Annotated in this window: 22 protein-coding genes and 1 tRNA gene; 4 read left to right on the top strand and 19 right to left on the bottom strand. The window is 57.8% G+C overall.

Going from position 1 to position 22,559, the window contains the following annotated elements:
* Nucleotides 1-52: 52 nt before the first annotated feature.
* From T518_RS04840 to T518_RS04830, 3 genes are all read right to left on the bottom strand, one after another.
* Nucleotides 53-129 (bottom strand) — tRNA-Pro (locus T518_RS04840).
* A 61-nt stretch (nucleotides 130-190) separates the two neighbouring features.
* Nucleotides 191-823, bottom strand: coding sequence for a hypothetical protein (locus tag T518_RS04835; protein ID WP_036376059.1), 633 nt, complete (start codon nucleotides 821-823; stop codon nucleotides 191-193).
* A gap of 33 nt (nucleotides 824-856) precedes the next feature.
* Nucleotides 857-2,188: an NlpC/P60 family protein gene (locus tag T518_RS04830; protein WP_244881887.1), complete on the bottom strand. Its 1,332-nt coding sequence runs from the start codon at nucleotides 2,186-2,188 to the stop codon at nucleotides 857-859.
* A 220-nt stretch (nucleotides 2,189-2,408) separates the two neighbouring features.
* Here T518_RS04830 and T518_RS04825 point away from each other — a divergent pair, with 220 nt between their 5' ends.
* The gene (locus tag T518_RS04825) at nucleotides 2,409-3,218 is read left to right on the top strand and encodes a metallophosphoesterase family protein (protein ID WP_051652197.1); all 810 of its coding nucleotides are present in this window, start codon (nucleotides 2,409-2,411) and stop codon (nucleotides 3,216-3,218) included.
* A 1-nt stretch (nucleotide 3,219) separates the two neighbouring features.
* Here the strand turns inward: T518_RS04825 and T518_RS04820 are convergent, their stop codons facing one another.
* Entirely contained in the window at nucleotides 3,220-4,185 is a 966-nt protein-coding gene (locus T518_RS04820; RefSeq protein ID WP_162177203.1) for a DUF2971 domain-containing protein, read from the bottom strand.
* Between the two features lie 105 nt (nucleotides 4,186-4,290).
* Here T518_RS04820 and T518_RS04815 point away from each other — a divergent pair, with 105 nt between their 5' ends.
* Entirely contained in the window at nucleotides 4,291-4,557 is a 267-nt protein-coding gene (locus T518_RS04815; protein ID WP_005839516.1) for a TIGR04076 family protein, read from the top strand.
* 77 nt (nucleotides 4,558-4,634) lie between these two features.
* Here the strand turns inward: T518_RS04815 and T518_RS04810 are convergent, their stop codons facing one another.
* The 4 genes from T518_RS04810 to T518_RS04795 form a co-directional block, all read right to left on the bottom strand.
* Entirely contained in the window at nucleotides 4,635-6,434 is a 1,800-nt protein-coding gene (locus tag T518_RS04810) for an ABC transporter ATP-binding protein (protein WP_036376049.1), read from the bottom strand.
* Nucleotides 6,427-8,214, bottom strand: a complete 1,788-nt coding sequence (locus T518_RS04805) for an ABC transporter ATP-binding protein (RefSeq protein WP_051652196.1) — start codon at nucleotides 8,212-8,214, stop codon at nucleotides 6,427-6,429. Before T518_RS04805 ends, T518_RS04810 begins: the two co-directional genes overlap by 8 nt.
* A 115-nt stretch (nucleotides 8,215-8,329) precedes the next feature.
* Nucleotides 8,330-8,698 carry a VOC family protein gene (locus tag T518_RS04800; protein WP_036376046.1) on the bottom strand — a complete coding sequence of 123 codons (369 nt, stop codon included), beginning with the start codon at nucleotides 8,696-8,698 and terminating at the stop codon, nucleotides 8,330-8,332.
* 25 nt (nucleotides 8,699-8,723) lie between these two features.
* Nucleotides 8,724-9,326, bottom strand: a complete 603-nt coding sequence (locus T518_RS04795; RefSeq protein ID WP_036376043.1) for a lactate utilization protein — start codon at nucleotides 9,324-9,326, stop codon at nucleotides 8,724-8,726.
* Nucleotides 9,327-9,503: 177 nt separating this feature from the next.
* Between T518_RS04795 and T518_RS04790 the strand changes: the two genes are divergently transcribed.
* A complete protein-coding gene (locus tag T518_RS04790; protein ID WP_036376041.1) occupies nucleotides 9,504-10,271 on the top strand; it encodes an alpha/beta hydrolase family protein in 768 nt (255 codons plus the stop codon).
* Nucleotides 10,272-10,286: 15 nt separating this feature from the next.
* On the opposite strand, the gene T518_RS04785 is transcribed toward T518_RS04790, so the two are convergent.
* The 7 genes from T518_RS04785 to T518_RS04755 form a co-directional block, all read right to left on the bottom strand.
* Nucleotides 10,287-10,469, bottom strand: a complete 183-nt coding sequence (locus T518_RS04785; RefSeq protein WP_211248177.1) for a hypothetical protein — start codon at nucleotides 10,467-10,469, stop codon at nucleotides 10,287-10,289.
* 383 nt (nucleotides 10,470-10,852) lie between these two features.
* Nucleotides 10,853-12,772 (bottom strand): tetracycline resistance ribosomal protection protein Tet(W), encoded by a 1,920-nt coding sequence (locus T518_RS04780; RefSeq protein ID WP_011526261.1) that lies wholly within the window; start codon nucleotides 12,770-12,772, stop codon nucleotides 10,853-10,855.
* A 508-nt stretch (nucleotides 12,773-13,280) separates the two neighbouring features.
* Nucleotides 13,281-14,624: a plasmid recombination protein gene (locus T518_RS04775; protein WP_036376036.1), complete on the bottom strand. Its 1,344-nt coding sequence runs from the start codon at nucleotides 14,622-14,624 to the stop codon at nucleotides 13,281-13,283.
* Between the two features lie 320 nt (nucleotides 14,625-14,944).
* Nucleotides 14,945-16,099 carry a helicase RepA family protein gene (locus T518_RS04770; protein ID WP_031583915.1) on the bottom strand — a complete coding sequence of 385 codons (1,155 nt, stop codon included), beginning with the start codon at nucleotides 16,097-16,099 and terminating at the stop codon, nucleotides 14,945-14,947.
* Nucleotides 16,100-16,106: 7 nt separating this feature from the next.
* Nucleotides 16,107-16,427, bottom strand: a complete 321-nt coding sequence (locus tag T518_RS04765) for a plasmid mobilization protein (RefSeq protein WP_019541684.1) — start codon at nucleotides 16,425-16,427, stop codon at nucleotides 16,107-16,109.
* Nucleotides 16,427-17,503 carry a site-specific integrase gene (locus T518_RS04760; RefSeq protein WP_019541685.1) on the bottom strand — a complete coding sequence of 359 codons (1,077 nt, stop codon included), beginning with the start codon at nucleotides 17,501-17,503 and terminating at the stop codon, nucleotides 16,427-16,429. The genes T518_RS04765 and T518_RS04760 overlap by 1 nt, the downstream gene beginning before the upstream one ends.
* Complete coding sequence (locus T518_RS04755; RefSeq protein ID WP_016412724.1) at nucleotides 17,504-17,692, bottom strand: helix-turn-helix transcriptional regulator; 189 nt, start codon at nucleotides 17,690-17,692, stop codon at nucleotides 17,504-17,506.
* A gap of 189 nt (nucleotides 17,693-17,881) precedes the next feature.
* Between T518_RS04755 and T518_RS04750 the strand changes: the two genes are divergently transcribed.
* The gene (locus T518_RS04750) at nucleotides 17,882-18,415 is read left to right on the top strand and encodes a helix-turn-helix domain-containing protein (RefSeq protein ID WP_019541686.1); all 534 of its coding nucleotides are present in this window, start codon (nucleotides 17,882-17,884) and stop codon (nucleotides 18,413-18,415) included.
* 210 nt (nucleotides 18,416-18,625) lie between these two features.
* Here the strand turns inward: T518_RS04750 and guaA are convergent, their stop codons facing one another.
* From guaA to recA, 4 genes are all read right to left on the bottom strand, one after another.
* Nucleotides 18,626-20,161: a glutamine-hydrolyzing GMP synthase gene (gene guaA, locus T518_RS04745; RefSeq protein ID WP_036376024.1), complete on the bottom strand. Its 1,536-nt coding sequence runs from the start codon at nucleotides 20,159-20,161 to the stop codon at nucleotides 18,626-18,628.
* Between the two features lie 118 nt (nucleotides 20,162-20,279).
* Entirely contained in the window at nucleotides 20,280-20,753 is a 474-nt protein-coding gene (locus T518_RS04740; RefSeq protein WP_036376022.1) for a DUF805 domain-containing protein, read from the bottom strand.
* A 67-nt stretch (nucleotides 20,754-20,820) separates the two neighbouring features.
* Nucleotides 20,821-21,414, bottom strand: a complete 594-nt coding sequence (locus tag T518_RS04735; RefSeq protein ID WP_036376020.1) for a regulatory protein RecX — start codon at nucleotides 21,412-21,414, stop codon at nucleotides 20,821-20,823.
* On the bottom strand, nucleotides 21,411-22,505 hold the full coding sequence (gene recA, locus T518_RS04730; protein WP_248617157.1) for a recombinase RecA: 1,095 nt from the start codon (nucleotides 22,503-22,505) through the stop codon (nucleotides 21,411-21,413). The genes T518_RS04735 and recA overlap by 4 nt, the downstream gene beginning before the upstream one ends.
* Nucleotides 22,506-22,559: the final 54 nt, after the last annotated feature.

The raw sequence follows: 22,559 nt of genomic DNA, 5'->3' as shown, positions 1-22,559 counted from the left end.
CCTTTACATAAAAAAACCTCCTGCTTTCACAGGAGGTCAATTTTCAGATAAATGGTCGGAACGACCTGATTTGAACAGGCGACCTCTTCCACCCCAAGGAAGCGCGCTACCAAACTGCGCTACGTCCCGACGACAAGTTATATTATACAATAGAGTCACAGTCTTGTAAAGTGGCAAATGCGCTGCCCGGTCAGATGAAGTACTCGATCGTGGCCTGGGCGGTCTTCTTGGTACGTTCATTGAAGAGCAGCACAGCCTCGCGGTCTTCAACGGGACCGAGGGCGTAGGGGGCGTTCTCCTCGCGGTTGAAGCAGTCGGCCGGTACGATGCGGTTGTAGGCCATGGGATGCTGCAGGCTCGTCTCGATGCCGGTGCCACGGAATTCATCGGACGACTCCGGCACGTACCAAGGGTCGAACATCAGGATGCGACCATCGGGCAGCTCGCCGGTCAGAAGGGCGTAGTGCTCGACATCATAAAAGAGGCGCACAACGGCTGCACCGCCGCGATGCAGGGCATCATTGATGAAGCTCTCCTGCCCGATGTAGACGGATTTTCCTGAAAGATACTGGCTCGAAAGCGGCAGATTCGTCGCACGGCCAAAGCCGTCAAGCCAGTTCGAGAGGAACATCATCGCCATGCGGCTCGTCCCCGCCCGTCCCGGCTCTCCCTTCTGGCTGTAGCAGTCGAGGCTGTAGAGCATGACATTGCGGATGATCTCCGGCGGGATCTCCTCGCGCTCAAAGAGATAGCTGACTGCATTGAGCATCGTCGTCGGACCGCAGTCATACTCCGAGAACTGATAGCGCAAAGGACTCTTCATAAATTATACTCCCATCTAAAAAGCTCTTGTGGCTCAGCGCAGTGAACCGAGGTAATGCACACCGTTGATGTACGGCACGCCGCTGAAGTTGAGGAAGGTCGCCGTCGAGGCGATGACCTTGCGCAGGTAATGCTTGCCATAATCACTGCCGAAGCTGAACCAGCTGCTCATCGACTGCAGGACGATCGGCGTTCCCGCGTCATCCTGGCCGAGGTACATCATGACATGCGTGTTGTTGGCCAGCAGCGTGCCCGGCACGCACGACTCCAGCGCGGCCAGCCGGTCCGCTTCGCCCATGCCCGACAGGTCGATGACATTCGCCATCGACTTAGCCTGCTGGTCGGCATCGCGCGGCAGCTCGATGCCCATGCTGCGGTAGACGTCGCCGACGAATGAGGAGCAATCGACGCTGTCATCGAGACCGCCCCATCCGTACTCATCGCCGAGAAAGCGGAATCCCTGACGCACGAAGTTGTTCTCGGTGCAGGGCAGGAAGCCCTCGTGCAGCGTCGCGTCAAAGGCGGCCGGGCGCCTCTTTATCTGCAGTGTGCCGTTATTGCTGACCGGCATCAGGAGGACCTTGTCCCCATCTGCGCCCGCGGCGAGCGGTATCTTTGCGCCCATCTGGAAGAGCAGCGATTCCCCTGCTCCATTTTCCATCGTCTTCTTGTTGGCCGTGACGACCGCGAAGTCTGCGGGATGGACGAAGCTCTCCCATGTCGCGCGATCCGTCTCGGCAAAGTCGGACTTGGCGAGCCAGCCGTCGTAGAAGCGCGTGCGCACAAAGGCGAACTTCTTGTCGTAGCTGTCGCCGAGCACGGCCACCGGCTCAGCCGGATCGAGTGCGGTCGCCTGCAGCGTATCGTAATGCACATCGCCTGCACTCTCAAACCAGCCAGCTACCTCCGGAAGCAGGCGCAGGTTGGCACGGCGCGTCACCACACCGTAGCGCGTCTCTGCGCGCTCCGGCAGTGCATCGAGATTGCAGTTCTTGCGCGCAAATGCGTAGCTGTAAGCCGTCAGGGCACTGCCATTCTTGTAGAGGGACGGCAGTTCGGCTGTATCAAAATCGCCAATCGCCTGGACCTTCTCGATGCGCTGCCGCACCTCTGCTCCAGAGACGCTCTCCGACACCGACGCGAGGTCAAAGAGCGTATCATTGCGGCGACGCAGTGCCTCATTCGCGGCTTTGACCTGTTCCCTCGTCAGGAGGACTGTATCGCCCTGCGGATTGCGCTGCGTCCAATAAGCCGCCGTCGCACGCGCATCCGTGATCTCCGGCGAAGCCTCTGCCCCCATACGGCCTGACAGGAGAAGCGTCAGGACGAGGAGAACGGGCAACAGGCGCTTGAATATGACAATCATCGCATCCATTCCTTTCTATACCGTATATGATATCTATTATAGCGCAGAGCCCTGCCGCTGTCATCTAAGAGAATACGCACGCGACGACGCTCTGCCCGCATCAGATTGTCTAGATGTTTTAAGTCATTTTTGCTATAATGAAAGAAAGCCGTCACGGCATGTATCAGCAGGGATACGGCGGTGACGGCTTTTCACATTGCGCAGAGGGGACGGTGCATCCATGACAATCTTAGAGGAAATTGCAGAAAAACGGCAGCTGCTCCGAGCATCCAAATCCGGACACATTTACAGGGAGGGCGGCCTCGTCATCGTGCCGGACAGCACGGCGTTCCGCCGTATCCTCGCCATCGGCGACATCCATGGCAACTGGCAGCGCTTTCTGTCGCTATGGCATCACGTTCCCTACGACCCGCAGGAAGACCTGCTCGTCTTCCTCGGCGACTACATCGACCGCGGCGCTTACAGTGCAGAAGTCCTGCAGATGGTCATGAAGCTCGCCGAGAAGAGCCCACATGTCATCACGCTGACGGGCAACCACGAGGCCATGATGATGCACTACTTCCAGGACCACAGCATCCGCGAGCCGATGGACATGAGCCACGGCTGGCTCCGCAGCGGCGGCCAGGCGACGTTCGAGAGCCTTGCGCGCGTCTATCAGAGCGATCCCGGTATCTATCATCGGCTGCTGGAATTCGTGCTGTCGCTCGACCATCTCGCCGCCGTCGGCGAAGAATACATCTTCACGCATGCGGGCTTCCTGCCCCAGAAATCGTACGAGGAACAGGTTGACGATATGCTCTGGATCCGCACGGAGTTCTACGAAGAATATACGGGACGCGAGACGGTCGTCATCGGCCATACGCCAGTCCAGTACTTCGATGAAACGCGCCACCATCCTCTGCTGTTCCGCAACCACATCATCGACTGCGACACGGGCTCCTACCTGCCCGGCGGCCACATCAGCTGCCTCAATGTCAAGAAGATGACGTGCTGGCAGAGCGACCCCGACGATATGTTTCAAGAGGACTGAATCAGCGCAGCGGAATATTGCTCTTGCTCACGCGTTCCGCGGCATTGGGGATGCCGAGCTCTTCGAGCATGCGCACGAAAGCCAGCTCGATGACCTCGGCGTACTGGCTCGGGCCGATGATGATCTCCTCAAGCGCCTCCTCGAGCGGCACACCGGTCTGCGGAGCAGACGGGCTGCTGAGCGGCAGCTTGTAGATGACTTGCGGGATGCCGTCGACGACGACGATGTCGTGGTGGAGGTGGCTGCTGGACGACTCATGGTAGACGAAGCGCCATTCGCGCTCCTCGTTGAAGCCCGGGTTCTTGATGGAGAACAGCGAGATCATGAGCATGTTGACGAAGTATTCGAGCACCTTCGCAGGCTCGTAGCGCTTGAGAGCGTCGAGATACGTCTCGATGTTGTCGAGCATCCAGTCAAAGCCCTCCGTGAACTGCGCCTGCGTGAGGTATTCGACCGGCGTCAGGCGCAGCGGCAGGGGCTCGAGGCGCTGGAAGATGGCCGTCGGCTTGAGGACAAAGGCCACGCCCGTCTTGCGGCCGTAGGCGCGCCACATCGAGAGCCGCCCCTTGCCGCGCTCGCGCGGGCGGTGCTCCGAGACGCAGGCCAGATAAGTGTTCGTGATGAAGCGCTGCTCATTCTTATTGAGGTCACTCATCATCGAGTCGAGCACGTTCTCGCCCCAGTCGAGGCGCGCCGCGAGATGCTGGATGCGCTCGCGCCGGTAGTCGGAGCCGTAGACCGTCTTGTTGAGCAGCTGGATGCCGTAGTCGATCTCGCGGTAGTCATTCATGCAGGCCGCCGCACGCATCCAGAGCGCATGCCCCTTGAGGATGTTGATGCCCGTGCCCGCGCTCGTGTAGTAAGCAAAGCGCATGCGCTCGAGCCGCGTCTTTTCCAGGCGCCGCGCGTAGATGGGCTGAAAGATCTTCAAGAACGCGCCGAGTTCTTCATATCGCCTTAGTTCCATACTGCCTCTTCCCTTCCGACTTTCCATCACGATTTCACGATGCTAAATCCGTCTAACAGACGTTCGTCATATCCTTATTATACCACAGCAATCAGGAGGTTTTTTATGAGCAGACGACCCAAGATCAAGATCACCATCACCGACCGACGCGGCAAGATGGGCTGCCATCGCGGCCATCATGTCGGCGAGGTATTCGACTTCGACGAGGACCGCGGCAAGATCTGCCCTATGGCCATGCACTGCGCCTTCCCCTACATCGACATCCTGCGCTACGGCGGCACCATCCCCGGCCAGGAAAAGGGCAAGGCTGAGTTCTGCTGCTCCGACGCCGACACCATCATGGTGTTCGAAGCCGAGATTGTCGAACAATAATAAATTAGTATCCTGATTATCAAAGAGCCTGCTCAAAAAGAGCAGGCTTTTTCGTATTCTTGACTGCATTCAAAACATCACGACTCCTGCCCGGCGAACTGGGTTTCGTAGAGGGCGCGGTAGGGGCCGTTGTGCTCGATGAGGTCTTCGTGGCGGCCTTGCTCGACGATGCGGCCGTGGTCCATGACGATGATCTCGTCGGCGTCGCGGATGGTCGAGAGGCGGTGGGCGATGATCAGGCAGGTGCGGTCGTGCATGAGGCGCGTCATGGCGTCCTGGATGCGCGTCTCGGTGCGCGTGTCGACGTTTGAGGTCGCCTCGTCGAGGATCAGGATGCGCGGCGAGGCAAGGCAGGCGCGGGCGATGGCGAGCAGCTGGCGCTGGCCAGCCGAGAGCTCCGCGCCCGCGCTCTGCAGGACCGTCTCATACTGCTGCGGCAGATGCGCGATAAAGTCGTCGGCATGGGCGAGCTCAGCCGCCCGTTTTACCTCCTCCATCGTCGCGCCGGGCTTGGCATAGGCGAGGTTGTAGCGGACTGTATCCGAGAACAGCACGGTGTCCTGCAGGACGATGCCGACGAGCTTCCGCAAACTGCCCGGCGCATACGTGCGGATGTCCTGACCATCGAGCAGGATTTTCCCCGCATCGATTTCGTAGAAGCGCATCAGGAGGTTGACGATGGTCGTCTTCCCCGAGCCCGTCACGCCGACGAGCGCGATCTTGCGCCCTGCCCCAATCTTGAGGCTGAAATCGTCGATGACGCGCTTCTCCGGCACGTACGAGAAATTCACATGGCAGAACTCGATCTCGCCCTTCACCGTCTCTGGCACTTCGCGCCCCTCCTGCCGCTCGCCCGGCTCGTCGAGCACGGCAAAGATGCGCTCCGCGCCCGCGAGGGCCGTCTCGATCTGGCCGTAGAGCTGCGCAAGCTCGTTTATGGGCCGCGAGAACTGCTTCGAGTAGATTGTGAAGGCCGAGATGACGCCGACCGTGATCCAGCCCTTGAGCGCGAAGTAGGCGCCAAAGACCGAGACGATGACAAAGGAAAAGTTCGAGATGGTGTTCATGATTGGCCCCATCGAGGAGCCGATGCTCTCCGCGCGGATGCCGGTCTTCGTCAGGCTGTCCGCCGTCTGCACGAACTTGGCCGCGACCTGCGCCTCGCGCGCATAGGCCTTGACCGTGCGCACGGCCGTGACCTGCTCCTCGACCATGCTGTTGAGCTGGCCGAGCAGGTCCTGGCGCTCGCGGAAATAGCGGCCCATCTTCGCGGCGATGTACTTCGTCGCCAGGACCGTTGCGACAGCCGTCAGATACGTCAGCGCCGTCATCGGCACGCTGAACGACAGCATGACCGCCGTCGTGCCGAGGAGGAACAGGATGCCGGCAAACATCGTGCCGAGCGACGTCGAGATGACCGTCGCGATGTTGTCGGCATCGTTCGTCATGCGGCTCATGAGGTCGCCGTGCGGATGGCGGTCGAGATAAGCGAGCGGCAGGCCGTTGATCTTCTCGAAGAGGTCCTTGCGCAGATGCCGGATGATGCTCTGGCTCAGGCGCGCGCTCAGGCGCCCCTGGAAGAAGAGCAGCACGGCGTAGAGCGCGCAGGCCCCAAGCATCCAGAGAAGGATGCCCGGCACCCTGTCGTAATCGGCGGCCGTGATGGCGTCGATGGCCCAGCTCATGAAGACCGGCGCGCTGACGCCGGCCGCGACGCTGACAGCGACGATGAGCGTGAGGAGCGCAATGCGCCAGCGCTCCTCACGGAAGTACTGCATCAGGCGCAGGCAGGCCGCCTTGCGGTCCATAGCATGCTCGACCGGCGCGCGCATATGGCGATGCGGCCCGATGAGCGGCGCAGCTTGTTTCTTAGCCATTTGCCTTCTCCTTCCCCGACGCGCCCGTGCGGAACTGCGAGGCGCAGATCTCTCGATAGATGCTAGAGCGCTCGAGCAGTTCCTCATGCGTGCCGCAGGCGAGGAGCCTGCCGCCGTCGAGCACGGCGATGCGGTCGGCATGGCGCGCCGTCGCGATGCGCTGTGCGACGATGATCTTGGTGAGGTCATGCCCCTCGCGGCGCAGCTCCCGCGTATAACCGTCGAGCGCCGCGTAGAACGCCGACTCCGTCCGCAGGTCGAGCGCGCTCGTGCTGTCGTCGAGCAGCAGGATCTCGGGCTTGCGGATGAGTGCGCGCGCGAGCGCAATGCGCTGGCGCTGGCCGCCCGACAGGCTCGTGCCGCCCTCCGTCACTTCTGTACCATAGCCCTCCGGCTGCCGCTCGATGAAGTCCGCCGCCTGCGCGATCTTTGCCGCCCGGCGTATCTCCTCATCGGAGGCCGCATCCATGCCCCAAGCGATGTTCTCGCCAATCGTCATCGAGAAGAGCTCCGTCTTCTGCAGGACGATGGCCATCTTCCCGCGCAAGGCGTGCAGCGCATACTTGCGGACATCGCGGCCATCGACGAAGACCTCGCCCGCCGTCGCATCGTAGAAGCGCGGCAGCAGCGCGAGCAATGTGCTCTTGCCCGAGCCCGTCGCGCCGACAATGGCCAGCGTCTCCCCACGTGCCACCGTGAGAGATATATCCGTCAGCACATCTTCCTGCTGACCCGGATAGCGGAAGGAGACATGGTGCAGGGCAATGGCCGCTGGCCTTCCCCTTGAGACTGCCCCGTCCGTCTCGCCATCCTCGCCATCGCGGATTGCAGGCTCCGTCTCCAGCACCTCCTCGAGCCGCCGCTTCGAGGTCAGGCCGCGCGCGAAGATCTGCAAAATCATCGCGAACATCAGGATGCCGTTGAGGATCAGCACGACGTAGGTCAGCGCGGCCATGACGGTGCCTGGGCCAATCATGGCCGACTGCACGTCGAAGGAGCCGATGTAGATGACGGCGACAAGAGCCGTGTTCATCACGATGTTGACGAGCGGCAGCAGACAGGCAATGAGCAGAAGGACGCGCAGCTGGGCCGCTGCGAGGTCGTCGTTGGCCACGCCGAAGCGCTCGTTCTCGCGCGCTTCCTGCCCGTACCCCTTGATGACGCGCGCGCCCTGGATATCCTCCTGCATGACGCCGTTGATCGCATCGATCTTCTGCTGCACGAGCAGGAAGAGCGGATTGCTCTTGTGGACGACGATCACGACCTCGATGAGGATGACCGGCACAGCAAGCGCGGCGATCAGGCTGAAGTGGATGTCGAGCGTCAGCAGCGCCGCCGTGCCGGCAATCAGGAAGGTCAGGCTGCGCACGACGCCGCGCAGCGCCGCACTGACCATCGTCTGGACCTGCGTCGTGTCGCTCGTGATGCGCGTGATCAGCGAGCCCGTGCGGAACGCGTCAATCTGCTCCATCGAGAGCTGCAGGATGCGCCGGAAGCAGTCCTTGCGGATGTCATTGCCGAAATTCTGCGCGCAGAAATTGACGCAGACGCCGCCCATGACACCGCAGACACCGCCGATTGTGACAATCAGGGCCATCCAGAGGCCCGTCTGCATCACGAGCGAGAGGTCCGGCACGCCGCCGTGATGCAGGCCCAGCACGCCCTCATTGACGATGGCCTCCATCAGGCGCGGCTGATAGAGGTCGATGAGGACCTCGCTGACCATGAAGACAATCGTCAGCACGGCATAGTACCGGTATGGCTTGATATAATGCAGCATAGCTTCTCCTAAAAAAATCCTGCCGCCCATCGGGCCGACAGGATTTTCGATTCTCCCTCAACACATACGATCAAAGATCTACTTGTAGCGACTGCAGCGCCAGCTCACGACGCTGTCACATCGTCGGCGGCAGGATCTCGATCCAGTAACCGTCCGGGTCATTGATGAAGTAGATGCCCATCTCCTCATTCTCGAAGCAGATGCAGCCCATGGCCTTGTGCTTCGCATGCGCGGCCTCGAAGTCGTCCGTGCGCACGGCGAGGTGGAACTCATTCTCGCCGAGGTTGTAGGGCTCCTTGCGGCCGTGGATCCAGGTGAGCTCGAGCTCGTGCGGCGTCTGGCCGCCGTCCGAGAGATAGGCGAGCGTGAAGCCCGGTCCCTCGAGCTTGCGCGCCGGCTTGAAGCCGAGCGCCTCATCGTAGAACTTGAGACTCTTCTCGAGGTCAAGCACATTGAAATTATTGTGGGCAAACTGGAATTTCATAATCATGTCTCCTTCTGTCGGTCTATCAGTATCCCAATTTCTCGCGGATCAGGATGAGCTCGCACGCACCGATCTGCATGGGCTTCTCCCAGAGGATGTTGAGGCTGCGGCAGATGCGCTCCGGGCTCTTGCAGTCGTAGCAATGGTCCGCCTTGACGGCGCACGGCGTCTTGCGGTGCAGGCGCTGGGCGTTGAGCGGGCTCGCGATGTTGCGCGCGCGGTCGATGGCACGATGGAGGTCCGGCGCGATCTTGTTCTCGCCGACGACGAAGTAGAGGCGCTCGTGCTTCGTCAGCGTCGCTGCCACGCGGTTGCCGCCACCGTCGATGTTGACGAGCTCGCCCGTCTCCGCGACGCCGTTGAGCGACGTGATGTAGACGTCCGCGAGGTAGGCCTTCGCCTTCGCCTCGTCGCCCGTCATCTCCTCGCGCCAGTGCCAGTAGACCGTGTTCTCCTTTTTGAGCTTCTCATAGAGGTCCATCTCCTCGAGCGTCATCGAGCCGCCGAAGCCGACCGTCTTGCCCTTGATGGACGCTGTCAGATAGGCAGCCGCCTCTTCCTTCGTATCAAATACCTTGAGCGCGATGCCGCGCCATTTGAGATTTGCTTCAAAAGCCGCAATATCCATAGTCGACCTCCTGTCGTACATACCATTCCTGTCTCTACACTCCAGTATAGCAGATTTATACCATCAGACAAGTACGCACTTTTTTGTCCATCGCCCCCGCCCGCGCCGCCTTTTCATCTAACATTTTTGCGTTTATAATAGGAGTCGCATGACAAAAAGAAACGAGGTATTTTAGATATGGAAAAGCATTTTGACATCAATGAGCAAGGCCTGAGCATCCGCTGCAAGCTCATCTGCAGCGCAAGCGACAAGACGGCGCGGTCCTTCGACCACATCGCCATCGTCACGCATGGCTTCGGCAGCAACAAGGAAACCGCCGGCACATCGAATTTTGGCGAACATCTGACATCAAAGTTCAAGGGCTGGGGCGTCATCGCCTTTGACTGGCCCTGTCACGGCATGGACGCGCGCAAGAAATTGACGGTCGGCAAGTGCCTGACCTACTTGACCATCGTCACCGAATACGCCAAGCGCGAGCTGCAGGCCAAGGATGTCTGCATCTACTCGACGAGCCTCGGCGGCTACCTGACACTGCGCTACCTCATCGAGGTCGGCAACCCCTTCCGCAAGATTGCGCTGCGCTGCCCGGCCATCCACATGTATGAGACAATGTACAGCCGCATCCCAGACGCCGACAAGACGAAACTCGCAAAGGGCAAGGAAATCCAGGTCGGCTTCGAGCGCAAGATGAAAGTCGACCAGGCCTTCTTCGACGACCTCAAGTCCTTCTGCCCGCTCGACCACGAGTACTTCGACTTCGCCGACGATATGCTGATCCTGCACGGCACGAAAGACGAGATGATCCCGTTCGAGGACGCAAAAGACTTTGCCGAGAACAACGTCATCGAATTCATCCCCGTCGAGGGCGCCAATCACCCGTTCCAGAACCCCAACCACATGGCACTCGCCATCCACAAGATCATCGAGTTCTTCCACGAAGACTGAACTGTCCGCTAGAAGTCATGCAAGTGGTTTCTCTCCCAGCCGTTCGAGCAGCAGATTCGCATCAATGACATTAAGATGATGCTCTAAGGCATACCAGATGATACTATCAAAGGAGTTGCGGGCGTAAAGTGCCTCACAGCCTGCATAGTACAGCAGATGCTGTGCTTCCTTGACTGTCAATCCCATTGCCAAGGCCAACAGCAGGACCTTGCTGCGCGCCGGATGCTTCTTGTGCCCGTCAAAGATATGATAAAGTCCGTATCTAGTTATAGTATACGGGATGGAAGCGACAAAAGAAAGGCCTGCTCAATGCGAGCAGGCCTTTTTGTTGCTAGTATGGCTCTTATTCGAATTCGTTGTTGGGCATCATATTTAACGGATTTTGCTTCATAAATTTGATACCTCATTTTTTTGATTATTTGATGTGTCCATATTATCCAGCCCTATACGATGGGCTGTTATCAAATTGTTATCGGTGGTGATAACGGGGGGTAGCAGGGTTGTTGTTTTCTCTGGTGGTTTACAACTACATTTTACCACGAAAGGCAGGGAAATGCAATAACCATCCTTGCTGTGGCGTATCAAGGAATCTTACTGAACATATGGCGCACCTTATCCAAACGGCTGTTTGGACGACGGGGCTGGATGATTGGCTCGCCGACAGTGGCCTGATACCCTTTCAGTTCCGTCAGGCACACACTCCGCCCGTTGGTGTAAAAGGCCAAATCAGTACGGTATGCCTGTATGCAACGGGCGGGAATCTCGCCAGTAAAGACAACTTCATCCTTTTTTATCTGGGCCGTTTCGATGGTGGCACAGTATTTCGGCGCATCATGATAAGCCCTGGAAAGGTATTCCTGGGGCGCATAGAGGGTGAAGGAGAGATAAGGTTCCAGCAACTGCGTCCCAGATTTCTTCAATGCCTGTTCCAATACAATCGGGGCCAATGAGCGGAAGTCCGCCGGCGTACTGACCGGGCTATAGTAAAGTCCGTATTCAAAGCAAATCTTACAGTCCGTTACGTTCCAGCCACACAAGCCTTGCCCCAAACCGTAACGGATACCATCCATGACAGCGTTTTGAAAACTCTGGTTCAGGTATCCCAGGGAAACCCGGCTCTCGTATTTTACACCGGAGCCAAGCGGGAGCGGTGTAACAGACAGTCCGATAGATGCCCAAAACGGGTTAGGCGGCACCTCGATATGGATGGTGTGACTGGCCACTTTGAGCGGCCGCTCTAAATAAATGACGGTGGGTTCCTTCACTGCTGTTTCAATCTTGTATTTTTCCGTCAGCAAAGCGGAAACAACCTCCAACTGCATCCGACCCAAAAAAGAAAGAATGATCTCATGGGTGGTGGAATCCACCTCGTAGTGCAAAAGCGGGTCAGTATCCGCAATTTGCGTAAGAGCGTCCAGCAACCGGTCTCTTTGCTCTGCCGTTTTTGGCGTAATCGTCGTCCGCAGCATAGGGAAGGGAACATCACTCCACATTTCACGAGGAAGTTGGGTTTTGTCCCCCAATATATCGTTTAATCTCAAGCTGTCGCTGGGAAGGATGACAATTTCGCCCTTATGGGCGGTATCTGTCCGAACAATCTCCCCTTTGGATGGAATACGCATCTCTGTGATTTTCAGCTTTTCTCTCCCGGCTAGGGCCACCGTATCCCGCAGACGCAGCGTTCCGCTGTATAGCCGCAGATAGACAAGCCTCTGGCCGCAATCTGTATACTCCACCTTAAAAACTCTACCGCACAGGGCGGCGCTCCCCTGTTCCTTGGTCGATTGGAACAGCCCTATCACCGCATCCATCAACTGTTGAATGCCAAGGCCGTTTTTGGCGCTACCATGATAGACCGGGAGCAGGGAGGCGTCTTGAACTCGCCGCTGTTCTTCTTGCGCAAGTTCTTTCTGACTGATTGATTCTCCTGCGATATACTTTGCCAATAACTCATCGTTATTTTCGATGACCGAATCCCACACCTCTGCACTAGTGTTTTCTGTCAGAGTTATTTTCGAGGACAGCGACACTGTCTGCTTGATGATAATATCAGCGGAGAGCTTATCCCGAACAGACTGATATACGCTCTCCAAATCAATGCCAACCTGGTCGATCTTGTTGATAAAGATAATGGTGGGGATGTTCAATTTCCGTAGGGCATGGAACAGAACACGGGTCTGGGCCTGCACGCCATCTTTAGCGGAGAGCACCAAGATGGCCCCGTCCAAAACAGCCAGAGAGCGGTATACCTCTGCCAAGAAATCCATGTGGCCGGGAGTATCCACAATATTGACTTTACAACTGTGCCACTGGAAAGAAGTGACTGCCGTTTGAATGGTAATTCCACGCTGCCGCTCCAAAAACATAGTGTCCGTTCTCGTTGTCCCTTTTTCGACGCTCCCCGGCTCTGAAATGGTTCCGCTGGCATACAGCAGGCTTTCTGTCAGTGTCGTCTTGCCCGCATCTACATGGGCAAGAATCCCGATATTGATAATGTTCATGTCTATCCTCCATACAAGGCCCAAAAGGGCGCAAAAATCCCCAGCGGCAAATACTTTTACCGCTGGGGATCATGACTTCGGATACATAGAAACGCATTCAGCTAACATGAGCCGTTATCCGTCACGATATTTGATAAAAAGGCAAAAGCATTCTTAAATTGGGTACAAAAACCAAGCCCCTGCAAGGGGCAATTATTTTTGTGCCCATTATCAAATTTTATTTAAGAATACCTTGCCGCATGTTGAATAGACTCCTCAAATCAGTATGACAGCAGTATAGCATAGCACACTCTAAAATGCAAGAAGTTTTTACCCGCTGTCCCAAATAAATCAGGAGGGCATTCACCGGGACACCCTCCGATTTGGGGCCTCATGCGCAAATAATTTCTGTGTCCACGATTTCCGCCGCACACGCCCGAATATTGTTAGTCCCTCTGCAACTCATACCACAGACCGTTGCCCTCGTCAAAGATGTACTTTTCCATGAAATTACCTCCATTTTTTGTGATTATCGTGCGCCTACCCTTATTTTTGACCTTGCACCCCATTTCTGCTCCTTTTCGACCTGTTCCTGCTGGTAAGCTGCCTCCAGTATCCTGTCCGCCTGTTCCGGGCCAATGGCCCGTCTGACCCGCTCATAGTCCCTGACTTGCCCTTTCAAGCCGTCCCTCTCGGCACAAACCTCATAAATCCTGGCTGACAGGGAGCCGTTCTTACTGACCTCACGATCATAGGCGCTCTGCAACCGCTCAAACTTGCTCTTGAGGTCGAAGTAGGCCCGGTAGACGGAGCGCAGCACCTTGACGATCTTCTCCCAAAGGGGCTTGGCCTTTTTCTCCCGGTAGGACTTGGCCGATTCCAGCGGCCCCGCCTCCGGCAGCGTCCGCTCCGGGTCGTCGGAGAAGTCCGCCGCCAGTTTCTCCATGCCCTTGAGCAAGGGCGCTACATCGTCCAGCTTAGCCCTGGCCTGGGCCGCTTTCTTCTCAGCTGATGCTGCCTCCTTATTCTTTTTGTCGGCCTCAACCTGGGCCAGCGCCGACACCTCTTGAAGCTGTGCAAGCCGTTCCTGCTCACGCTCCGTCTTGAACTGCGTAACAGTCAAATGTTCTTCGGAACTACCACGTTCCCCACGCTCTACATCGTCATAGCCAGCGGAGCGCATATGCTCAAAGAAATCATCTTGCAGGACACTGTACGACTTTCGTAGAACGGGTTTGCCCTTAGCTGTGCGTAACGGCTCCCCGGTAGTTTCGTCCAGAATGGGCTTGGACGCCCACTTCTTGCTCATGCTCACCTGCATGATCGTTTCCTTGACCTTGCCCACCAGGGACTTGTCCTTGCACCGCTTTGTCCAGCGTATCTCCTTCTCCACTACCGGGATATAAACCACATGGAGGTGGTAGTGGTACACGTCCTCCCCCAGCGCCTCGGACATGGCCCGGTTGCGCTCGTCAGCGTGCATGACCGCCGACAAAATATACTGCTCTCCGCCCACGATTTTGATTGCGGCTTTATAGGCTTCGGTGTAAAATTGTTTTGCGAAGTCATACCCGCCGTGATTGTAGAAGTAAGCGGAGTTTACATCAAAGACCAACTCACCGTATCGAAAGGCATCCTCCTTGATGCCACGGGTGGAGATCACGCCGTCGGCCTCCATTTGAGCAAACATCTCCCGATACCCGGCAGACGGGGTTTTGAAATGGACATTGAGCGGCGTCCGCTCCAGTACAATGTCCTGATTGACATAGGAATCCTTCTCACGCTCGTTGTGCTGCTGGGTGTTACCGATCTTGGTTTCGGTCAGCCTCATATTTCTTGCGTTGGTACGGTCAATACCGTCGCCTCTCGCCATAGGCAAAAATCCTCCTGTTTCAGATGTTGGGTTGTTGAAAGAGGACGGGGGTTCGGGGGAGGCACTTCCTGCAGGAAGTGTAATAACCCACTATGACACTTTCATCCCTTCGGTCTGCAAAGTGTCGTGGGCTCTCCGAGGGGGTGTGGGGGCTTTGCCCCCGGCAACTGCGGTTGCCTCCCCCAGCAGGGCCGCCCTTTGAAAAGGGCACCCTGCACCCCGCCTAAACTTTGCTGCTCCCCGTGACAGCCGTGACGACCGTGACGATGTTTCAGACACCGCCGCCACTCTCAAAAAAGCCGTCACAGCCGTCACGGTCGTCACGCCTGGGACGGTTCCAGCGTCAGGCTGATACTTCTCCCGGCGTGGCTCCTGCTGTTCTCATAGCGGATGTGGTAGTCTATCAGCAGCTTCCCGGCCCGGACGTTTAGCCGCATCGCCAGGGCGTTGGGCTTCATGTCGGTCTGGAGCGCCGCTACCAGCTCGGTGGCCGTACCACCCCAGGTCGGCTTCTCCGCCGTCACAAGGGCGGCTATGGCCTCCAGCACCGGGTCGGGCGGCTCTGTCCATGCCTCCGTTTCCGTACGCTCCAGCGTCCATATCAGCCGTTCCTTGTCCCTGGTAAGATAGAATCGCTGGTCTTGCTGGTCACGCCCGGCCACGTCCAGAACGGCGCTGCCGTCTGTCCGCTTCTCCTTTTGAAGAAGAAAGGCCCCGTCCGCCGCTCCCAGCAGACCGTTGGTGCCGGAGATCATATCGAATTTGTCATCTGCCTGTTGCTTTCGAGTGTGGTGTACCAGCAGGAGGCAGACGCCGCAATCATCGGCAAGGCGTTTCAGCTTACCCACCACCTCGTAATCGTTGGCGTAGCTGTACTTATCCCCACCAGCCTCCCGGATTTTCTGGAGGGTGTCAATGATAATCAGCTTGGTGTTCGGGTGTTCCCGGACGAACTTCTTTAGCTGTTCCTCCAGGCCAACGCCAAGCTGTTTGGCGTAGACCGCAAAGAGCAGATTGTCGGTGCCCTCTGTGCCGAACATTCGGTATAGCCGCCCCTGCAAGCGGCGGTGGTCGTCCTCCAACGCCAGATAGAGGACAGTCCCCTTGTGGACAGGGTAGCCCCACAGGGGGAGGCCCATGCTGACATGGTAGGCAAGCTGGGCCATCAGGAACGACTTGCCCACCTTGGGCGCTCCCGCAAAGAGGTACGTCCCAGGGTAGAGCAGACCGTCTATTACGGGCGGTCTGCTCTGGTAGATGTTCTGGTAAAGGTCGTTCATGGAAACTGTGTGGAGGTAGGCTGGGTCGTTCATGCGCCGCATATCCCGGAGCATTTCCTCTAAATCTTTCTCTTGGGGGTTGTTTTCAGCCGTTTCCTCTGCTATACTTTGGGTAGTTGTTTGAGAATTGGGCTGTTCCCCGTCTGCGCCAACAGACGGAACCGGGACAGTCCTTTTCGTTTCTCTGGAATCCATCAATCTATCAATCCTCCTTCATGCCGCCCAGCGTCACTGAGATAAGGTCAATGGTGGCGAGAAGTTCATCCCCCACGTCGCCCCCGGCCTCAATGCGCCGCAGTTCCCCCAGGACGGCGGCGAGTTGGTCACGCAGGGCCTTGTAGACCCTGGGATTGCCCTGCACCACCACGGCCCGGTCTAAGAGCCGCCGGGTGATGTAGTCCTGCTTCGTCAGGCCAGAGAGCCGCACAGCGGCGTCAATCTGCTTGTTTTCCTCCGGGGATACCCGGAAGGCCACGGTCTTGTTCCTCCAGCGGTTGTGAGTGTCCAAATTCTTAGCTGACATTACGCTCCCATCCTTTCAAAGTCCAATTTGTCTGCCATTTCCGTCTGCTTGGACGGAAACAGGTGGGCATAGCGATAGGTGATCTCGATACTCTCATGCCCCACACGGTCAGCAATCGCCACAGCGGAGAAGCCCATGTCAATCAGAAGTGAGATGTGCGAATGCCGGAGGTCGTGGATTCTGATACGCTTGACCCCTGCCGACTTCGCCCCTCTGTCCATCTCATGGTGGAGATAGCTTTTCGTGATGGTGAAAATGCGCTCCTTCTTCTTGATACCGTAGAGCATCCCCAGGTAATCCTTCATCTCGTCACAGAGGAAGTTGGGCATTTTAATGGTGCGGTTGCTTTTCTTCGTCTTTGGCGTGGTAATGACGTCCTTGCCGTGGAGCCGCTGATAGGACTTGCTGATTTTCACCGTCCCGGCCTCAAAGTCAAAGTCTGCCGGGGTCAGGGCCAGCAGTTCCCCCTCCCGAATACCACACCAGTAGAGCATTTCAAAGGCGTAGTAGGAAACGGGCTTGTCCATCATGGCATCTGCAAACTTCTGGTACTCCGCTTTCGTCCAGAACAGCATTTCCTTCCGTTCCTCTGACCCCATGTTCCCAGCCTTGGCGGCGGGATTGGAGCGCAGCTCATAGAAGCGGACAGCGTGATTGAAGATGGCGCTAAGCTGGTTGTGCAGGGTTTTGAGGTAGGTAGCCGAGTAGGGCTTGCGCTTCTCGTCCCGGTAGGCCAGCAACTCGTTCTGCCATGCGATCACGTCCTTGGTGGTGATCTCGCTAATCTTCCGCTTGCCAAAGTAGGGCAGAATTTTCTTCTGGATGATGTTCTCCTTGGTCAGCCAGGTGTTCTCCTTGAGCCGGGGTTTCATATCCTTGGTGTAAAGCTCGGTAAAGGCTTCAAAGGTCATATCCAGGTCGCCGGAGGTCTGCATCTGGAAACTGCGCTCCCACTCCTGGGCCTCCCGTTTGGTGGCAAAGCCACGCTTGCACTTCTGTTTGCGCTCCCCCGTCCAGTCCTGATACCGCACCATGACGTACCATGTTCCTCTTGCTTCGTCCTTAAAGACTGGCATTTAGTTCCCTTCCTTTCTGGCCCCGTAGAGCCGTTCGTTGAAATACTGGCGGTTGACCCGCCCTGCGATGGTGATGAAGCCCTTGTCCTTCAATTCTTCGTTGAGCTGCCGGATGAGTTTATAGGCGTAGGGCTTCGATACACCCAGCTCGTCCGCAACTTCTTCCGCCCGGATGAATCTGTTCTCCATATGGATTCCTCCTTTCTTTTGATTTAACGCTATTTGCTTAACGTAGTCCTATTATACTAACTCTATTCCGTTATGTCAAGACCTTCCAACGAGAAAATATAAACAAATTTATTTATTTTTCTCTTGACTGGTCTAAACATATCTGTTATACTTCAAGTGTCCCCATTACATAGATTGGAGTTGGCAGTTATGGCGATTGGTGAACGTATTCGTTTCTTCCGCAACATGAAGGGCATCACACAGAAGTATCTTGGCATGGTGGTGGGTTTCCCGGAACGCTCCGCCGATGTGCGTATGGCACAGTATGAAACCGGGAGCCGCACCCCCAAGGCCGACCTGACAAAGACCCTGGCTGACTTCTTTGATATTTCCCCTGATGCCCTGACCGTCCCTGACATAGATACCGACATCGGCCTGATGCACACCCTCTTTGCTTTGGAGGATATTCGGGGGCTGACTATTGGGGAGATTGACGGCGAGGTTTGTCTGCGTCTGGACAAATCCAAAGGCAAGACCTATGCCAATATGCTTGATATGCTGTCCGCCTGGGCGGAGCAGGCCAAGAAGCTGGAGGCCGGGGAGATCACCAGGGAGGACTATGACCGCTGGCGGTACAACTACCCCAAGTACGACACCACCCTGCGGTGGGCAAAAGTTCCCTCACAGGAATTGAGTGATTTCCTGGTGGATGCACTCAAAGATAGCCCCGATACTGATGAATAGACAGCAAAAGCCCTTACCGACGTTGCCATCGGTAAGGGCTTTCTAATATGGTTGTCCTCACTTATAAGCCGCAAAAGAACATTCTTTACCCGCAATCCACTGGGGATACAGAATGATACGGCCTATGGGGAGCGTTATCAAATCGTTATCAAAAGAGAGATATAAAACCGCAAAATCGTTGTGCCGCAACGGGTTCGGAGTTTCAAAAACTCACTCCCATTCGATCGTTGCGGGCGGTTTGCCGGTGCAGTCGTAGAGCACGCGGTTGACGCCTTTGACTTCGTTGACGATGCGGCTCGTGGTCTTCTGCAGGACTTCCCACGGCAGCTGGGCGCTCTCGGCGGTCATGAAGTCGCTCGTCATGACGGCGCGCAGGGCGATGGCGTAGTCGTAGGTGCGGCCGTCGCCCATGACGCCGACGCTGCGCATGTTCGTCAGCGCGGCGAAGTACTGGCCAAGACCCTCGACGCCGGCCTTGGCGACTTCCTCGCGGTAGATGGCATCGGCTTCCTGGACAATCTTGACCTTCTCGGCCGTGACCTCGCCGATGATGCGGATGCCGAGACCGGGCCCCGGGAACGGCTGACGGCTCACGAGGTACTCCGGCAGGCCGAGCTCGCGGCCGGCGGCGCGCACTTCATCCTTGAAGAGCAGGCGCAGCGGCTCGACGATCTCCTTGAAGTCGACGAAGTCCGGCAGGCCGCCGACGTTGTGGTGGCTCTTGATGACGGCCGACTTGCCGAGGCCGCTCTCGATGACGTCCGGGTAGATCGTGCCCTGGACGAGGTAGTCGACGGCACCGATCTTCTTGGCCTCTTCCTCGAAGACGCGGATGAATTCCTCGCCGATGATCTTGCGCTTCTTCTCCGGTTCCGTCACGCCCTTGAGCTTCTCGTAGAAGCGGTCCTTGGCGTTGACGCGGATGAAGTTGAGGTCGTACGGTCCTTCCGGTCCGAAGACGGCCTCGACCTGGTCGCCCTCATCCTTGCGCAGCAGGCCGTGGTCGACGAAGACACAGGTCAGCTGCTTGCCGATGGCCTTGGAGAGCAGCACGGCTGCGACGGACGAGTCGACGCCGCCCGACAGCGCGCAGAGTGCCTTGCCCGTGCCAATCTTGGCCTTGAGCTCTGCGATCGTCGTCTTGACGAAGGAGTCCATCTTCCAGTCGCCCTTGCACTCGCAGACGCTGTAGACGAAGTTGTGGAGCATCTCCTTGCCCTGCTCCGTGTGCATGACTTCCGGATGGAACTGCGTCGCGTAGAGGCGGCGCTCGGCATTCTCCATCGCGGCGACCGGGCAGACCGGCGTGAAGGCCGTGACCGTGAAGCCTTCTGGTGCCTTGGCGATGTAGTCCGTATGGCTCATCCAGCAGATGCTCTTCTCGCGCACGCCTTCAAAGAGCTTCGAGCTCTTGCCCGCTTCATTGAGCGTGACTTCCGTCTTGCCGTACTCGCTCGTCGGCGCCGTCTCGACCTTGCCGCCGAGCAGATGTGCCATGAGCTGCGAGCCGTAGCAGATGCCGAGCACCGGGATGCCGAGATTGAAGATCTCGGGGCTGCAGGTCACGGCGTCTTCCGTGTAGACGCTGTTCGGGCCGCCCGTCAGGATGATGCCCTTCGGCGCCATCTCGCGGATCTTCTCCAGCGAAAGCGACTGCGGATGGACTTCGCAGTAGACATGGTTCTCGCGCACGCGGCGCGCGATGAGCTGATTGTACTGGCCACCGAAGTCCAGTACGAGAATCATTTCATTTACAGGCTTGCTCAATTTTTTTCCTCCCAAATAAAAACCTACTTTCTTCAAATTATAGCATAGGCGCGGCAAAAAAGAAACGCCGCAACTGGCGGCGTAACGTATCGGTTATTCAGTTCTCCAGCGGGTCTTCGCCATACTGGTTCGGGCCTTGCTTGCCGCGAATCAGCATGAGGCAGACGATCAGGAGCATCGTGAAGAGGTTGAGCGCCTGCACGACTTGTGCTTCCATGCTGTCCTCGGGCAGGTCCGCGATCAGGCGGAAGAAGAACGGCTGCAGGATGGCGATGACGAGGTAGACGATGGCCAGCGGCTGTCCCATGCCGAGGTCATGGAGCCGGCGCACGACGAGTGTGTAGATGGCGATGACCTCGACGATAGAAATCACGATGGCCGCCCCGTCGGCGACCGTCTTGCTGCCGAAGCCGCTGTAGAACAGCGTGTAGAGCAGCATGGCGACAAAGGTGCAGAAGAAGATGACACCGAACAGGCGCAGGATGAACGGCTTGCGGTTCAGCCTGCCCTGGCAGTTGAAGAACATTTCGCGCAGGCTCTGCGCATCAAAGCGAACGTTAAGGCGTCCCATGGAATCCCTCATTTCTTGTGGTATCCGCACGGCAGGAAGCGCGTACGGTGCTGGAAGCATGTTTATATCAGGACGTTCCGTCCTCGGGAACGCCCTGACTCTTATATGTTTCGACAGCATCCCTCGCGGTTCCTGCTTCAAATCCCTTTTGGTAGAGATTGGCCATCATCTTCTGGCGCTCGGCGTCGCGCGGGTACTTGAGGGTGAGCACGCGCAGGGCAGCCTGTTTCTCGCGCTCATAGATGTCTCGTGGCCGACAGGCGTCGATGTCTTCCTTGGTGAAGCCACGCTGGCGGAGCTTGAGGCAGATCTGGCGCACGGAGTTGCGGCTCTCCGTGTAGAGAAAGGCAAACTGGCGTGCGCACGCATCGGCATCGTTGAGGTAGTGGCGCTCCTTGAGGCGCGCGATGGCGCCCGCGATCTCCTCCTCACCGTATCCCTTGCGCGCGAGCTTCTCCGAGAGCTTGGCCTCGCTGTACTCCTGGCGCGCGAGGATGTCGACAGCAGCTACGAGTGCCGTCTTCTCCGGCTTCTTCGTTTTCTCGACGGCTTCCCCATCGCCTGCCTCCGCCCTTCTCGTGCGCCCTCTGCGCGTGCGGCGGCGCGGACGCGGCTGCTCTTCGTCAGATGGCGGGCTCGCGTGGTAGCTGCGGTACATCATGCTTCGTCATCCGCCTGGGCGCCCTCGCCCTGCTCGCGCTCTGCCTCGGCCTCAGCCTGCTTGAGCGAATCGCCCGCCTCGGGGTTCTCGAGCAGCTTGGCGCGGATCTTGGCCTCGATCTCCTCGCAGATGGCCGGCTGGTCGCGCAGGGACTGCTTGGCGTTTTCCTTACCCTGTCCGAGGCGCGTGCCGTTGTACGAGAACCAGGCACCACTCTTGTCGACGATATCGAGGTCGACGCCCATGTCGATGATGCTCGAGAGGCGCGAGACACCCTCGCCGTACATGATGTCGAACTCTGCCGTGCGGAACGGCGGCGCGACCTTGTTCTTGACGACCTTGATGCGCGTGCGGTTGCCGATGACATCCTGGCCCTGCTTGATCGTGTCGATCTTGCGGACATCGAGGCGGACGGACGAGTAGAACTTCAGCGCACGGCCGCCCGTCGTCGTCTCCGGGTTGCCAAACATGACGCCGACCTTCTCGCGGATCTGGTTGATGAAGATGGCAGCCGTGCGGGACTTCGCGATGATGCCCGTGAGCTTGCGCATGGCCTGGCTCATGAGGCGGGCCTGCAGGCCGACGTGGCTGTCGCCCATGTCGCCCTCGATCTCGGCCTTCGGCACGAGTGCGGCGACGGAGTCGACGACGATGATGTCGATGGCGCCGCTGCGTACGAGCGCGTCGACGATGTCGAGTGCCTGCTCGCCCGTATCCGGCTGGGAGATCAGCAGGTCATCGATGTTGACGCCGAGTTTCGCGGCGTAGACCGGGTCAAGCGCATGCTCGGCATCGATGAAGGCGGCGATGCCGCCGTTCTTCTGTGCCTCAGCGATCATGTGCAGGGTGACCGTCGTCTTACCGGAAGACTCCGGGCCGTAGACCTCGATGATGCGGCCGCGCGGGATGCCGCCAACGCCGAGGGCGATGTCGAGCGGCAGGATGCCCGTCGGGATGACCTCGATGTCCATGTGTGCCTTGGCATCGCCGAGGCGCATGATCGAGCCCTTGCCGAAGTCCTTCTCGATCTTCTTCAGCGCGTTCTCGAGCGCTTCCTGTTTGCTTGCTGCTTCTTTCTTATCTGCTGCCATGTAGTTCTCTCCTTTCATGACAAACCATAGGGATTGACGCATCTATGTTGACTC

This window comes from Mitsuokella jalaludinii DSM 13811, from assembly GCF_000702905.1.
Lineage (GTDB): Bacteria > Bacillota > Negativicutes > Selenomonadales > Selenomonadaceae > Mitsuokella > Mitsuokella jalaludinii.
This window is presented reverse-complemented; position numbering and strand designations above follow the sequence as displayed.

What these genes read in the sequence shown, in the direction of transcription:
- T518_RS04775 (WP_036376036.1), bottom strand. Translation starts at nt 14,624, where the DNA reads ATGGCGAGAGGCGACGGTATTGACCGTACCAACGCAAGAAATATGAGG.
- T518_RS04825 (WP_051652197.1), top strand. Translation starts at nt 2,409, where the DNA reads ATGACAATCTTAGAGGAAATTGCAGAAAAACGGCAGCTGCTCCGAGCA.
- T518_RS04815 (WP_005839516.1), top strand. Translation starts at nt 4,291, where the DNA reads ATGAGCAGACGACCCAAGATCAAGATCACCATCACCGACCGACGCGGC.
- T518_RS04770 (WP_031583915.1), bottom strand. Translation starts at nt 16,099, where the DNA reads ATGGATTCCAGAGAAACGAAAAGGACTGTCCCGGTTCCGTCTGTTGGC.
- T518_RS04750 (WP_019541686.1), top strand. Translation starts at nt 17,882, where the DNA reads ATGGCGATTGGTGAACGTATTCGTTTCTTCCGCAACATGAAGGGCATC.
- T518_RS04835 (WP_036376059.1), bottom strand. Translation starts at nt 823, where the DNA reads ATGAAGAGTCCTTTGCGCTATCAGTTCTCGGAGTATGACTGCGGTCCG.
- T518_RS04755 (WP_016412724.1), bottom strand. Translation starts at nt 17,692, where the DNA reads ATGGAGAACAGATTCATCCGGGCGGAAGAAGTTGCGGACGAGCTGGGT.
- T518_RS04780 (WP_011526261.1), bottom strand. Translation starts at nt 12,772, where the DNA reads ATGAACATTATCAATATCGGGATTCTTGCCCATGTAGATGCGGGCAAG.
- T518_RS04760 (WP_019541685.1), bottom strand. Translation starts at nt 17,503, where the DNA reads ATGCCAGTCTTTAAGGACGAAGCAAGAGGAACATGGTACGTCATGGTG.
- guaA (WP_036376024.1), bottom strand. Translation starts at nt 20,161, where the DNA reads ATGATTCTCGTACTGGACTTCGGTGGCCAGTACAATCAGCTCATCGCG.
- T518_RS04740 (WP_036376022.1), bottom strand. Translation starts at nt 20,753, where the DNA reads ATGGGACGCCTTAACGTTCGCTTTGATGCGCAGAGCCTGCGCGAAATG.
- T518_RS04830 (WP_244881887.1), bottom strand. Translation starts at nt 2,188, where the DNA reads ATGATTGTCATATTCAAGCGCCTGTTGCCCGTTCTCCTCGTCCTGACG.
- T518_RS04765 (WP_019541684.1), bottom strand. Translation starts at nt 16,427, where the DNA reads ATGTCAGCTAAGAATTTGGACACTCACAACCGCTGGAGGAACAAGACC.
- T518_RS04810 (WP_036376049.1), bottom strand. Translation starts at nt 6,434, where the DNA reads ATGGCTAAGAAACAAGCTGCGCCGCTCATCGGGCCGCATCGCCATATG.
- recA (WP_248617157.1), bottom strand. Translation starts at nt 22,505, where the DNA reads ATGGCAGCAGATAAGAAAGAAGCAGCAAGCAAACAGGAAGCGCTCGAG.
- T518_RS04735 (WP_036376020.1), bottom strand. Translation starts at nt 21,414, where the DNA reads ATGATGTACCGCAGCTACCACGCGAGCCCGCCATCTGACGAAGAGCAG.
- T518_RS04805 (WP_051652196.1), bottom strand. Translation starts at nt 8,214, where the DNA reads ATGCTGCATTATATCAAGCCATACCGGTACTATGCCGTGCTGACGATT.
- T518_RS04800 (WP_036376046.1), bottom strand. Translation starts at nt 8,698, where the DNA reads ATGAAATTCCAGTTTGCCCACAATAATTTCAATGTGCTTGACCTCGAG.
- T518_RS04820 (WP_162177203.1), bottom strand. Translation starts at nt 4,185, where the DNA reads ATGGAACTAAGGCGATATGAAGAACTCGGCGCGTTCTTGAAGATCTTT.
- T518_RS04790 (WP_036376041.1), top strand. Translation starts at nt 9,504, where the DNA reads ATGGAAAAGCATTTTGACATCAATGAGCAAGGCCTGAGCATCCGCTGC.
- T518_RS04795 (WP_036376043.1), bottom strand. Translation starts at nt 9,326, where the DNA reads ATGGATATTGCGGCTTTTGAAGCAAATCTCAAATGGCGCGGCATCGCG.